The organism is Pseudomonas sp. PS1(2021), assembly GCF_020405165.1.
Classification (GTDB): domain Bacteria; phylum Pseudomonadota; class Gammaproteobacteria; order Pseudomonadales; family Pseudomonadaceae; genus Pseudomonas; species Pseudomonas aeruginosa.
On the sequence record NZ_CP084484.1, the window covers coordinates 909,525 to 921,858 of the forward strand.

The 12,334-nt window shown below is 68.5% G+C and carries 11 protein-coding genes; 4 read left to right on the forward strand and 7 right to left on the reverse strand.

The features are described from left to right. Nucleotides 1–2: 2 nt before the first annotated feature. Nucleotides 3–752: a spermidine synthase gene (locus tag LE197_RS04410; protein ID WP_031637671.1), complete on the forward strand. Its 750-nt coding sequence runs from the start codon at nucleotides 3–5 to the stop codon at nucleotides 750–752. A 25-nt stretch (nucleotides 753–777) separates the two neighbouring features. On the opposite strand, the gene LE197_RS04415 is transcribed toward LE197_RS04410, so the two are convergent. Further along, the gene (locus LE197_RS04415; RefSeq protein ID WP_003104155.1) at nucleotides 778–1,569 is read right to left on the reverse strand and encodes a crotonase/enoyl-CoA hydratase family protein; all 792 of its coding nucleotides are present in this window, start codon (nucleotides 1,567–1,569) and stop codon (nucleotides 778–780) included. Nucleotides 1,570–1,879: 310 nt separating this feature from the next. Between LE197_RS04415 and LE197_RS04420 the strand changes: the two genes are divergently transcribed. Beyond that, complete coding sequence (locus LE197_RS04420) at nucleotides 1,880–3,592, forward strand: DEAD/DEAH box helicase (RefSeq protein ID WP_073624894.1); 1,713 nt, start codon at nucleotides 1,880–1,882, stop codon at nucleotides 3,590–3,592. A 366-nt stretch (nucleotides 3,593–3,958) separates the two neighbouring features. Here the strand turns inward: LE197_RS04420 and LE197_RS04425 are convergent, their stop codons facing one another. The 6 genes from LE197_RS04425 to LE197_RS04450 all read right to left on the reverse strand — a co-directional run bounded on the left by LE197_RS04425 (nucleotide 3,959) and on the right by LE197_RS04450 (nucleotide 11,029). Continuing rightward, nucleotides 3,959–4,729 (reverse strand): DODA-type extradiol aromatic ring-opening family dioxygenase, encoded by a 771-nt coding sequence (locus tag LE197_RS04425; RefSeq protein WP_073666714.1) that lies wholly within the window; start codon nucleotides 4,727–4,729, stop codon nucleotides 3,959–3,961. Nucleotides 4,730–4,819: 90 nt separating this feature from the next. Beyond that, nucleotides 4,820–5,791, reverse strand: coding sequence for a LysR family transcriptional regulator (locus LE197_RS04430; RefSeq protein ID WP_034011704.1), 972 nt, complete (start codon nucleotides 5,789–5,791; stop codon nucleotides 4,820–4,822). Nucleotides 5,792–5,827: 36 nt separating this feature from the next. Continuing rightward, nucleotides 5,828–7,267: an efflux transporter outer membrane subunit gene (locus LE197_RS04435; protein WP_003106094.1), complete on the reverse strand. Its 1,440-nt coding sequence runs from the start codon at nucleotides 7,265–7,267 to the stop codon at nucleotides 5,828–5,830. After that, a complete protein-coding gene (locus tag LE197_RS04440; RefSeq protein ID WP_003114760.1) occupies nucleotides 7,264–8,328 on the reverse strand; it encodes an HlyD family secretion protein in 1,065 nt (354 codons plus the stop codon). Before LE197_RS04440 ends, LE197_RS04435 begins: the two co-directional genes overlap by 4 nt. Nucleotides 8,329–8,339: 11 nt before the next feature. Next, nucleotides 8,340–9,932, reverse strand: a complete 1,593-nt coding sequence (locus LE197_RS04445; RefSeq protein WP_003106090.1) for an MFS transporter — start codon at nucleotides 9,930–9,932, stop codon at nucleotides 8,340–8,342. Between the two features lie 137 nt (nucleotides 9,933–10,069). Then, nucleotides 10,070–11,029, reverse strand: coding sequence for a LysR family transcriptional regulator (locus LE197_RS04450; RefSeq protein WP_020989271.1), 960 nt, complete (start codon nucleotides 11,027–11,029; stop codon nucleotides 10,070–10,072). Between the two features lie 129 nt (nucleotides 11,030–11,158). Between LE197_RS04450 and LE197_RS04455 the strand changes: the two genes are divergently transcribed. Both LE197_RS04455 and LE197_RS04460 read left to right on the forward strand, forming a co-directional pair. Beyond that, nucleotides 11,159–11,605: a universal stress protein gene (locus LE197_RS04455; protein WP_003114763.1), complete on the forward strand. Its 447-nt coding sequence runs from the start codon at nucleotides 11,159–11,161 to the stop codon at nucleotides 11,603–11,605. A 55-nt stretch (nucleotides 11,606–11,660) separates the two neighbouring features. Beyond that, on the forward strand, nucleotides 11,661–12,317 hold the full coding sequence (locus LE197_RS04460; RefSeq protein WP_031652591.1) for a thiopurine S-methyltransferase: 657 nt from the start codon (nucleotides 11,661–11,663) through the stop codon (nucleotides 12,315–12,317). Nucleotides 12,318–12,334 lie beyond the last annotated feature (17 nt).

Here is a 12,334-nt window from a genome sequence, read left to right on the forward strand (position 1 = left end):
GAGTGGTGAGCGAAGAACGTCTGCTGGTCGAGGAGCGCGACGAATACGGGGTCATCCGGGTCATCGAGTCCGGCGACTATCGCTTCCTCGAGTTCGGCGACGGTGTCGAGCAGAGCTGCGTGTTCATGCCCGATCCAGCCTGGCTGGAATACGACTACACCCGCGCCATGCTGCTCGGCGGGCTCTGCCATTCGCAACCGCGTCGCGCGTTGTTCCTCGGTTTCGGCGCCGGCAGCCTGACCCAGGCCTGCCTGCGCCACCTGCCGCTGGAGGAGGCCGAGGCCATCGAGCTGCGCCCGGTGATTCCGCGCCTGGCCCGCGAGCATCTGGGGCTGCGCGACGACCCGCGCCTGCGATTGCGCATCGGCGACGCACTGGAGAGCCTGGGCGAATGCGCGGAGGCCGACCTGATCTTCCTCGACCTCTATACCGATACCGGCCCGTCGGCCGCGCACCTGGCCTGGAATTTCCTCGGTGCCTGCCAGGAGCGCCTCGCCGAGGATGGCTGGCTGGTGATCAACCAGTGGAGCGGCACCGATGGCAAGCCGCTGGGCGCGCCGCTGCTGCGCGGGCGCTATCACCATCATTACTGGGAGTGTCCGGTGGCCGAGGGCAACGTGGTGATGCTGGTGCCGGCGAACCTGGCCCTCGAACTCGACCAGGAAGCCCTGCGGACGCGTGCCGCGGCGCTGGAGCCGCAACTCGGCTATTCGTTGCAGGGCTATATCGACAGCCTGCGCCCGGCCCAGTAGCCAGGGCGCGCGGACAAGGGCCCGGCTAGCGTCCTTCGAAGCGTCCCGGGCGGCGTTCCTGGAGCGCGCGCAGGCCTTCCTTGGCGTCCTCGCTGTCGAGCAGGCGCCTGGCGGCTTCCGGCAACGCAGCGGCGGCGACCGCTTCGCCTTCCAGCAGGGCCTGGCGCGCCGAGCCGAGGGTGGCGCGCACGCCCAGCGGCGCCTGGGCCGCGACCCGTTCGGCGAGGGCGATGGCGTGGTCGAGGAGGTCCTCCGGGGCGGTGACTTCCTGCACCAGGCCGAGACGATAGGCTTCGTGGGCGTCGAATTCGTCGCCGGTGAGCAGCCAGCGCATGGCGTTGCCCCAGCCGGCGACCTGATGCATGCGCAGTGTCGCGCCACCGAACGGGAGGATTCCGCGCTGCACTTCGAGCTGGGCGAAGCGCGCGTTGCTGGCGCAGAGGTTGATGTCGGCCGCCAGCATCAGTTCGATGCCGATGGTGTAGCAGTAGCCTTGCACGGCCACCACCAGCGGCTTGCTTGGACGCCGGCCGCCGAAGGTGCCCCAGGGATCGACGGCGCCTTCGGGGAGTTTCCAGCCCTGGCGGAAGGTCTCGCCGACATTGGCCAGGTCCAGCCCGGCGGTGAAATGCTCGCCGTGGGCGAAGAGCAGGGCACAGCGCAACTGGTCGTCGGCCTCGTATTCGCCGAGCGCGGCGACCAGGTCGTCGAGCATCGGCAGGTCGAAGGCGTTGCGCTTGGCCACGCGGTCGAGGCCGAGCAGCAGCAGGTGGCCGCGCCGTTCGCGGCTGATGCGTCCTGGGAGGGTGTCGTTCATGCGGCGGTTTCCTGGCGGGGGGCGGGCAACGTCGGTATAGACGTCTGGAATCGGGATGTCCATTGTCAGTCTCTCCGATGACGCATGTCGGAAAAAACGCACACAAACGTCAAAATTCCGGTATGATGCGCGCCGGTCAAAACTGACCCCGTTCAGGACCTGCATTTTTCGGAGCGCTGTGCTCTGGCTGTGTATCCGCTCTGCGGATTTCCTTTACGTAATCTTCTAATTCAAAAGCAATCTCGCAAATCCCCGCCCCAGCTGCCTGGGTGGCCGTTTCGGCCGTACAGGGCATGAGCAGCCATGGGTCATGGGTCTTTGCGGATGTATACGAGGCAAACCCATGACTCAGGAAACCGTCGGCTTCGCCGCGCTCGGTATTCACCCCAATGTGCTCGCGGCAATCGTCGCCGTAGGCTACGAAGAGCCTTCGCCTATCCAGGCTCAATCGATTCCGCTGATCCTCGAAGGCCACGACATGATCGGCCAGGCGCAGACCGGTACCGGCAAGACCGCCGCGTTCGCCCTGCCGCTGCTGTCGCGCATCGACCCGAGCCGCCGCGAGCCGCAGATGCTGGTGCTGGTGCCGACCCGCGAGCTGGCCCTGCAGGTCGCCACCGCCTGCGAAACCTATTCCAAGCAATTGCCGGGCGTCGGCGTGGTCGCCGTCTACGGCGGCGCGCCCATGGGGCCGCAGCTGAAGGCCCTGCGCCAGGGCGCACAGATCCTCGTCGCTACCCCCGGCCGCCTGTGCGACCACCTGCGCCGCGACGAGAAGCTGCTGGCCACCGTCCAGCGCCTGGTGCTCGACGAAGCCGACGAGATGCTCAAGCTCGGCTTCATGGACGACCTGGAAGTGATCTTCGAGGCGCTTCCCGAATCGCGCCAGACCGTGCTCTTCTCGGCGACCCTGCCGGCGTCCATCCGTGGCATCGCCGAGCGCCACCTGAAGCAGCCCAAGCACGTTAAGATCGCCGCCAAGACCCAGACCGTGGCGCGCATCGAGCAGGTCCACCTGATGGTCCATGCCGACCAGAAGGCCGGTTCGATCCAGCGTCTGCTGGAAGTCGAGCAGTTCGACGCGCTGATCGCCTTCGTCCGCACCAAGCAGGCCACCCTCGACTACGCCGAATTGCTCGAGCGCCAGGGCTACCGCGCCGCCGCGCTCAACGGCGACATGCCGCAGGCCCAGCGCGAGCGGGTCATCGAGTCGCTGAAGGACGGTTCGCTGGACATCGTCATCGCCACCGACGTTGCCGCCCGGGGCCTGGACGTACCGCGCATCACCCACGTGCTGAACATCGACATGCCCTACGACCCCGAGTCCTACGTGCACCGCATCGGCCGTACCGGCCGTGCCGGCCGGGAAGGGCGCGCGCTGTTGCTGGTGACTCCGCGCGAGCGGCGCATGCTGCAGGTGATCGAGCGGGTCACCGGGCAGAAGGTCGGCGAAGTCCGCCTGCCGGATGCCGAGACCGTGCTGGAGGCCCGCCTGGCGCGCCTGGCCGCGAGCCTGACGCCCTTGCTCGACAGCGCCGTCGAGCAGCGCGGCGCGGTGCGCGACGAGCTGTGCCGTCGCCTCGGCTGCGATGCCGAGACCCTGGCCGCCGCATTGCTGGCACGCCTGACCGTCGGCAAGGCGCTGGACCTGGAGTCGGTGCGCCGCGAACAGCCGCTGACCCCATCGGCACCGCGCGAGCGTGCCGACCGTGGCGAACGCGGCGAGCGCGGCGAGCGTCCGGAGCGCAGCGGCGAGCGTCGTCCGATGGCGCCGCCGAGCGAAGGCCGTGCCCGCTGCCGCACTGCCCTCGGCGCGCGCGACGGGGTTGCGGCGAAGAACCTGCTGGGCGCGATCCTCAACGAGGGCGGCCTGTCCCGCGAGGACATCGGTCGCATCCAGATTCGCGATACCTTCAGCCTGATCGAGCTGCCCGAGGCCAATCTCGAGCGCCTGCTGACCAAGCTCAAGGACACCCGCGTCGCCGGCAAGGCCCTGCGCCTGCGCCGCTATCGCGAGGACTGAGGTCCAGCGCGATGAACAAAAGCCCCGCTTCGGCGGGGCTTTTTCATGGGCTTGATGTTTGCTGGCCAGACTGTTTTTCGCGCCTGCCCCGGCTTCTCGTTTCGTCACCCCGGGCGAGCCCCTCTGGCAAGCGTCTAAAGGAAACAAAGGACTCGCCCAGCCGCCAGGGCAGGCACCACGTCGTGCATGCCAGACCTGCACATACCGAGGCCCTGATCCGCCGCCTATCCATGACATCGCGGATAACGCCTATGGCGTTATTCGCGCTACAGGACTATGTCGCTCGCGATTTCCTGGCTGCCAGCCGAGTCCACCCAGCTTGCGGCGGGAAGCCGATGCTCTCCGCCAGTCCCACGAGAAACCCTGTCAATCGAAGCGATAGATATCCATCCCCAACGAGCCCAGGGTAAAGCCGCTGTGCTCGACGCGCATCCCGCCGCCGCCCGCGCCGCGGGCGAAGAACAGTGGCAGCAGGTGCTCGTCGCTGGGGTGGTTGCGCGCCGCCCAGGGCGCCTGCCGGCGGTAGTCGTGAAGCGCGGCCTCGTCGTCGGCCTGGAGCTTTTCCACCATCCAGTCACGGAACTCCCGCGCCCAGGGCACGATGGCTTCCGGCCCGGCGCGCCAGTCCAGTTCGCCCAGGTTGTGGGTGATGCTGCCGGAACCGATCAGCAGCACGCCTTCCCCGCGCAGTTGGCGCAGGGCCTGGCCGACGCGGCTCTGCAGGGCCGGACCGAGGCGGCTCGGCAGGGATAGCTGGAGCACGGGGATGTCCGCCTGCGGGTACATCAGGCTCAGCGGCACCCAGGTGCCGTGGTCGAATGGTCGCTGTGGGTCGGCCTGGGCCGGCAGGCCGGCGGCCTGGAGCAGTTCGATCGTCCGCTGTGCCAGCGCCGGCTCGCCTTTGGCCGGGTAGCGCACGGCGTAGAGGGGCGGCGGAAAGCCGTAGAAGTCGTGCCAGATATCCGGCACCGCGGCGCCGGTTACCCGCAGGTCGTCGCTTTCCCAGTGCGCGGAAACCACCAGGATCGCCTTCGGCCGCGGCAGCTCTGTAGCCAGGCGGCGCAGTTGTACGCCGCTGGCGCCCGGTTCGAGGGCGAGCATCGGTGAGCCGTGGGAAATATAGAGAGTCGGTAGCATGATTCACCTCGTGACTCGGATGAGCCATGTTCCTCCCTCGATCAATCGAAAACCAGTATATGTTTTTGAGGATACCTATCGACCCAGGCGTTAGGTCGCGGTCTCGCGCGCTACGCCGGTTGGGCTTTCCGCCCAGTAGCGTCGATCGTCGAGGATCGCCCGGTCACGCTCGAACGCCAGGGGCAGGCGTTCCCTGAGGAAGTCCACCCAGGTGCGGATCTTGGCGTCCAGGTAGCGCCGCGAGGAGTACAGCACGAACACCTCGCGGACGTGCAGTCGATGGCCCGGCAGTAGTCGCAACAGGCTGCCCTCCTGCAGCGCGCGGGCGGCGACGAAGCCGGGCAGCAGGCAGACGCCGAGCCCGGCCGCGGCGGCGGCGCAGGCGGCCTCGGGAAGGTTGACCTTGAGCGCCTCGTCGAGATCGAGCAGCGTTTCGCCGCGTTCGCCGACGAAGGCCCAGCCCTGCGGGCAGGACGGCGCGGCCACGTTCAGGCAGCGATGCCGCAGCAGGTCCTCCGGCGTGCGTGGCACGCCATGCCGTGCCAGGTATTCCGGCGCGGCACAGACCACGCTGAACACCTGGCCGAGATCGCGGGCGACCAGGGTCGAGTCCGGCAAGGTTCGGCCGAGGGTGATCAGCACGTCCAGGCCTTCCTCGAGCAGGGCCGGGGTGCCCTGGGCCAGCGTGAGGTCGACGGAGACGTCCGGATGGCCGTCCAGGTAGTCCACCAGTAGCGGCAACAGGTGCTCGAGGCCCAGTTCGGTCACCGCGTGGAGGCGCAGGCGACCGCTGGCGTGGGACTGGCTGTCTTCGACGTCCGCCGCGGCGGCGGCGACCGTACGCAGGATCTGCTTGCAATGCTCGTAGTAGCGCAGACCGCTTTCCGTCACCACGACGCTGCGCGTATTGCGTTGCAGCAGGCGCGCCGAGAGCGCCTGTTCGAGCCCGGCGACCTGGCGCGAAACGGTCGCCGGAGAGGTCCCCAGCGCCTGGGCGGCCTGGGTGAAGCTGCCGTGCTCCACCACGCGGACGAAGGTCCGGATACCTTGCAGCAGGTCCATTTCCAACTCCTTCGCCGGTCCGCGCCCGGCGCCGTCTCAGCCCGACGCCGGGTCGGACGTTGGGCTCCAGCCGCCGCCCAGCGCCTTGTAGAGGTTGACCAGGGTCAGCGACACCGCTTCGTCGCTGGCGACCTGCTGTTCCTGGTTGTCCAGCAGTTGCCGCTGGCTGTCGAGCACGCTGAGGAAGTCCACCGCGCCGGCGCGGTATTGCTCGCGGGCGCTCTGCAGGGCGCGGCGGTTCTGCGCCACGGCTTCGCCGAGGCGCTCCTGGCGGCGCTGGTTGGCGGCGTAGTCGTGCATCGCGTCGTCGACTTCCTGCCAGGCACGCAGCACGGTGCGCTGGTAGTCGATGGCGGCTTCCTGCTGCTGTGCCTCACGTAGCTCCAGGCGTCCGCGCAGGCGTCCGCCTTCGAAGATCGGCAGGCTGAACGCCGGGCCGATGGCGAACTGGCGATGGTCCCAGTCGCCCAGGCTGGACAGTTGCAGGGATTCGAAACCGAAGTTGCCGTTGAGCGTGATGCGCGGATAGAAGTCCGCCTTGGCCACGCCGATGCTGGCGGTAGCCGCGTGCAGGCGCGCTTCGGCACGGCGGATGTCGGGGCGGCGCTGGGCCAGTTCGGACGGCAGGCCGACCGGCACGCTGCCCGGCGGACGCGGAATCGCCCGCGCCGGGCCGAGTTCGGCGAGCAGGCTGCCGGGGCTGGCGCCGACCAGGTAGCCGAGGGCGTTGACCAGGTGCGCCTGGTTCTTTTCCACCTCGGGCAGGCGTGCCTCCATGCTGGCCACCTGGGCCAGCGCCTGGGCTACCTCGAGGTCGGTAGCGACGCCGTTGGCCAGGCGCGTGCGGGTGAGTTCCAGGCTGCGCCGTGCAGTCTCGAGGTTGTCGCGGATGATCGCCGCACGGTTCTGTTCGCCACGCAACTGGATATAGTCGCGCGCGGCTTCCGCCAGCACCGAGACCTGCACGTCGCGCAGTTCGTTCTCGCTGGCTTCCACCGTCGCGTCGGCGGCTTCCAGCTCGCGTCGCACGCGGCCCCAGAAGTCCAGCTCCCAGGAGGCGTCGAAGCCGGCCAGGGCGTGGTTGTAGTTGCCTTTGCCGGCCTTGCCGGAGGGATCGAACAGGCCGGCGCTGGTGGTCCGCTGGCGCTGGTAGGTGCCGCTGGCGTCCACCGAGGGCAGGGCGTCACCGCCGAGGCTGCGACGGATCGCGCGGCTCTGCTGCAGGCGCGCCGCGGCGCTGCGCAGGTCGAGGTTGGCACGCTGGACCCGTTGCAGCAGGGCGTTCAATTGCGCGTCGTCGAACAGCGTCCACCATTGGGCTGCGAGCGGCGCGGCGGCGAGGTGGCTGGGGTTGCCGGCAGCGGCCTGGAGCGACCATTCGCCGGGCGCAGGGCGGTCCGGGCGGGTGAAGTCGGGGCCGAGGCTGCAGGCGCCGAGCGCCAGGCTGGCAATAAGCAGGAGCGGAGTGCCTTTCATTGCTGGGCGACCTCGGCGGAGCGGGTGCCGGTCGCGGTGTCGATCCGTGCTTCCACCGACATGCCCACACGCAACTTGCCCGCCATGGCCTGGCGCGGCTCGAGAACGATCTTCACCGGGATCCGCTGGACCACCTTGGTGAAGTTGCCGGTGGCGTTGTCCGGGGCGATCGGCGCGAAGCTCAGGCCGGTGGCCGGTGCGATGCTGTCGACATGGCCGCGCAGAACCTCGCCGGGGAAGGTATCGACGCGGATCTCCACGGCCTGTCCGGGAGAGACGTGGGTCAGTTGGGTTTCCTGGAAATTGCCGACCACGTAGGCCTGCTGCAGTGGCACCACCGCCAGCAGCGCGCTGCCCGGCGTGACATAGGCGCCGACGCGCAGTTGGCGGCGGCCGACCTGGCCGTCGAAGGGCGCGCGGAGTTCGCAGTAGGAGAGGTCCAGTCGGGCCTGGTCGCGTCGCGCCTGCATGCGTTGCAGGTCGCCACGGGCCTGGCCGACGCGGGCTTCGAGGACGCTCACCTGCTTGCGCGTGGCATCCACTGCGGCCTGGCCCTCGGCCAGCCGGGCGCTGGCGGTATCGATCCGCGATTGCGCCTGCTGGGCGTTCTGCAGGCTGCCGGCGCCCTTGCTGGCGAGGGTCTGGTAGCGGCTTTGCTCGTGACGGGCGAAGACCAGCTCGGCCTGCTCGGCGCGGACCTTGGCCCGCGCCTGTTCGATCAGCGCCTGCTGGCGTTGCAGGTTGGCCTCGGCATTGGCCAGGTTGGCCTCGGCACCGAGCACGTCGGCTTCGGCGGCGGCCAGGGCGGTGCGGAAGTCGCGGTCGTCGAGGCGGGCGAGCAACTGGCCGGCCTTGACCGGCTGGTTGTCCTCGACCAGAACGTCCTGGACGAAGCCGGCGACTTTCGGCGCGACCAGGGTGAAATCGGCGTGCACATAGGCGTCGTCGGTGCTCTGCACGACCCGTGGGGCGAGCAGGTGGAACAGCAGGTAGACCAGTAGGGTCAGGACCAGCAGGGCGGCGAGCAGCAGGCTGCCCTTGCGCGAAGTGATGAACGACATACAGCGACCTTTCAGTGTGTGGGAGCGACCGGGCGGGGCGGGTAGGCCCGTTGCGGCAGGATCGGAATCAGGATCAGCAGGGCGCAGGCCAGGCCGGCCATCGCCAGCAGCACGTCGGCGTTGCCCAGCACCTGGGCCTGTTGGCGGGCCTGTTCGGCCAGGTGCTGCCAGTGCGCGCCGGAGTCGGCGCCCGGTTGCAGGCCGGCGATCTGTTGCAGGCGCAGTTCGACGGCCTGGGGCGCATTGCCCAGGTGATCCACCAGGCGGTTGGAGTGGTAGTGCTCGCGGGCGGTGCCGAGGGCGCCGATCACCGCGGTGGCGACTACCCCGGAGAAGCCGCGGACGGTGTTGAACCAGGCCGAGGCGAAGGGGCCCTCGATGGGCGCGATGACGCTGGTGGAGAGCATCAGCAGCGGAATCACCGCCATCGGCTGGCCGACCACCAGTAACAGCATCGGCAGGTAGAAGTCCTCGCGCACCCAGTCCGCCGTCAGTTGGCTGAAGCTCAGGCAGGCGCCGGCGCACAGGCACAGGCCGCAGGCCAGCACCCAGCGGCAGTCGACCCGCGGGATGTTGCAGAGGGCCGCCACCAGCGGCAGCGCGACGAGCTGCGGAAGGGCCACCAGCAACACCATGGGTACGCTCTGCAGGGGGCGGTAGCCGCGGATCTCGGCGAGGAATTCGGTCGGCACGCCCATGCTCGCGCCGAGCACCACCAGCACGCCGGCCAGGGTGATCAGGGCGAAGGTCAGGTTGCGGCGCTTCAGCAACTGCAGGCGGAAGAACGGCAGCGGGTGGCTCCATTCGTTGACCAGGAACAGCCCCAGCAGGAGGCTGCCGCTGCCCAGCAGCAGGCAGATCAGCGGCGACTCGAACCAGTCCAGGCGTTCGCCTTGCAGCAGACCGATCACCAGGGCGCAGATCGCCGGGAAGCCGGTGAGCAGGCCGATGCCGTCGAACTGGCGGAAGCGTTCCAGGCGCACCGGATCCTGGGGGATGCCATGGGACACCGCGGCCATCGCCACCAGGCACAGTGGAATGACCTGCCAGAACACCCACTGCCAGCCGACGTATTCGAACCAGAACGCCGCCAGTGGCAGGCCCAGGTTAGGCCCGAAGGTCGCGGTGAGGGCATAGGCGCCCAGGCCATAGAGCTTTATCCCGGGTGGCAGGAAGCGTAGCGCCACGGTCATCAGCATTGGCGGCAGGCAGCCGGCCATCAGCCCTTGCAGGGTGCGCAGGACCAGCAGGCTCTCGAGGTTCGGCGCGAACGGACAGAGCAGGGCCAGCAGGGCGAAGCCGCCGATGGCGAAGAGCGTGAAGCGGCGCAGGGAAAAGGTCACCGAACACCAGGGCGCGAATGCCATGGCGGCGACCTGGGTGGCTTCGTAGAGCACGGTCAGCCAGGTGCCTTCGTCATGGCCAATGGCGAGTGCGCCGCGCACATCGGTCATGGCGATCTCGGTGACATGACCATTGAGACCGGCGGTGAGCGAGGCGAGCAGCACGCCGAGCAGGCCGACCACGATGCGCGCGCCGAAAGGCTGGGCGGCGGGGGCTGCGGTTGGCGTCGGCTGGCCGAGCGGGGTGGCGAGCGAAGTCATCGCGACCTCGCTACGGCGAGGGTGGGGAAACAAGGCATGGGCGGAAACTCTTCTGATTTCCGCCGCAGTCTAGGAGCGTCCCGGTAGTGTGAAAATTGAAATGATCGAAATGAATCAGTGCATTTTGTGCATCTGTTTCAGTTGGAGCCAAGCAGCGGATGGGGATCGCTCTGCACTTCCTCGCAAATCCGCTTGATCGTTTGCCGGAACCAGCGGTGCGCGGGATCGTTGTCGAAGCGTGGATGCCAGGCCTGGACCACCATCACGGTCTTCAACGGCACCGGGATGTCGAACTGGCGCAGGCCCAGGCCCAGTCGGTTGGCCCGCCACAGGGAATGCTCGGCGATCGGCAGCAGCAGGTCGGAGCCGGGCAGGGCGAAGATCGCCGAGTGGAAGGTCGGGCTGATCAGCTTGACGTCGCGCTTCAGGTCGAGTTCTCCCAGGGCCTGGTCCAGCGGTCCATGGTTGAGGCCACGACGCGAGACGGCGATATGCGGAAAAGCGACGAAGCGCTGCGGAGTGATCTCGCCGTCGAAGATCGGGTGCCCCTGGCGGGCCAGGCCGACGAAGCGGGTGGTGAGCAACTGCTGGGTCTTGACCTCGGGTTCCATCCAGGACGAGGCGCCGATGTAGAGGTCGATGCGGTTCTGCCGCAGTGCCTCGTCGTCGATGTCCGACTCCTGCACGAAGCGCAGGGTGCAGCGCGGCGCCTCCTCGGCGAAGATCTCCAGCAGGCGTATCGACAGACCGCCGACCAGGGTGTTGTTGGAACGCAGGGTGAAGCAGCGCTCCAGCTTGTCCAGTTGGATGGTCTCGCGAGTGTTGAACAGGTCGCGGGCCTGGTCCACCAGTTGCCGGACCTGCTCCTGCAGTTCCAGGGCACGGGGCGTGGGCACCAGCTTGCGGCCGGCGCGGACCATGATCGGGTCGCCTACCGCCTCGCGGATCCGTGACAGGGTACGGCTCATCGCCGGTGGGCTGAGGTGCATGCGGCGCGCGGCTCCGACCACGCTGCCCTCTTCGAGAAGAACGTTGAGGGCGACCAGGAGATTCAGATCGGGAAGATGCATGGAGTGGAAGTATAAGCACGCTGGCATGCGCAGGGTGCAGTCTTTCGTTCTCCCAGGCGTGCGTTCGCTGCATTGCTGGATTGCGTTCGCGGTGCCTTTACGCGCACCGGTGGCTGCCGAAGAATGCCGGTGCACGCTCTATCCGAGGATTTGCCGATGTTCCATACGCTCCTGGTCGCCATCGACGGCGGCCCGCAGACCCGTCGCATTGCCGAGCTGGCGCGGCAGGCCGCCGCGCCGGGCGCGCGGGTCCACCTGCTGTGCGCGGTGGACGCCGGCTATGCGTTGCCGGGCCGGCCGACGCTGCTCGACTATCCGCCCGCCGCGCACGAGTGCGAAGAGGCCCGGCAGGTGCTCGACGAGGCCCGTGCGCTGCTAGCCGGGTGCGAGCTGGAGGTACGGGCCGAGCTGCGCGCCGGCGACCCGGTGCAGGTGATCCTGGGCGAGGCGCGACGCCTGGGCTGCGAGCTGATCGTCATCGGTCATCGGCACCTGGGGCGGCTGGAGCGCCTGCTCGATCCTTCGGTCGGCGACCGGGTGATCCGCGAGGCGCCGTGTCCGGTGCTGGTGGAAGTGCGCGAGGGAGATGCGCAGGGGAGTTGACCTGCCGGCCGATTGTCGCCACCTTGCGGTTTTTCCCACGAATGCGGAGGACAGGATGCAGGCGGATTTTTGGCACGCCCGCTGGGCGAACAACCAGATCGGCTTCCACCTGGACGAGATCAATCCCTACCTGATGCGCCACCTGTCGCGGCTGCGACTGCAAGCGGGCGAACGGATCCTGGTGCCGTTGTGCGGCAAGACCCTGGACCTGGCCTGGCTGGCCGCCCAGGGACTGGAGGTGCTGGGGGTGGAGCTTTCGGAAAAGGCCGTGAGCGGCTTCTTCGAGGAGCACGACCTGCGCCCCGAGATCGATCAACTGGGTGGTTTCCGCCGCTACCGAGTCGCCGGCATCACCCTGCTGCAGGGTGATTTCTTCGCCTTGCAGGCAGAGCACCTGGCGCAGTGCAGGGCGTTCTACGACCGCGCCGCGCTGATCGCCCTGCCGCCGGAGATGCGCGAGCGCTATGCCGGGCATCTCCAGGCGGTCCTGCCGACGCGCAGCCTCGGCTTGCTGGTCACCATCGACTACCCGCAGGCGGAGATGGCCGGTCCGCCGTTCGCCGTGCCCGACGAGGAGGTGCGTGGCTACTACGCTGGCGGTTGGCGGATCGAGGAACTGGAGCGCGGCGACGTGCTCGGCGTCAACTGGAAATTCCTTGAGCGCGGGGTGTCCTGGCTGAACGAGGCCGTCTACCTGCTGGAGAGAGGCTGAAACGGGGCGCCGCGCGG

Coding starts and splice junctions, on each gene's coding strand:
- LE197_RS04415 (WP_003104155.1), bottom strand. CDS start 1,569: ATGAACGACACCCTCCCAGGACGCATCAGCCGCGAACGGCGCGGCCAC.
- LE197_RS04420 (WP_073624894.1), top strand. CDS start 1,880: ATGGGTCTTTGCGGATGTATACGAGGCAAACCCATGACTCAGGAAACC.
- LE197_RS04425 (WP_073666714.1), bottom strand. CDS start 4,729: ATGCTACCGACTCTCTATATTTCCCACGGCTCACCGATGCTCGCCCTC.
- LE197_RS04430 (WP_034011704.1), bottom strand. CDS start 5,791: ATGGACCTGCTGCAAGGTATCCGGACCTTCGTCCGCGTGGTGGAGCAC.
- LE197_RS04435 (WP_003106094.1), bottom strand. CDS start 7,267: ATGAAAGGCACTCCGCTCCTGCTTATTGCCAGCCTGGCGCTCGGCGCC.
- LE197_RS04440 (WP_003114760.1), bottom strand. CDS start 8,328: ATGTCGTTCATCACTTCGCGCAAGGGCAGCCTGCTGCTCGCCGCCCTG.
- LE197_RS04445 (WP_003106090.1), bottom strand. CDS start 9,932: ATGACTTCGCTCGCCACCCCGCTCGGCCAGCCGACGCCAACCGCAGCC.
- LE197_RS04450 (WP_020989271.1), bottom strand. CDS start 11,029: ATGCCAGCGTGCTTATACTTCCACTCCATGCATCTTCCCGATCTGAAT.
- LE197_RS04455 (WP_003114763.1), top strand. CDS start 11,159: ATGTTCCATACGCTCCTGGTCGCCATCGACGGCGGCCCGCAGACCCGT.
- LE197_RS04460 (WP_031652591.1), top strand. CDS start 11,661: ATGCAGGCGGATTTTTGGCACGCCCGCTGGGCGAACAACCAGATCGGC.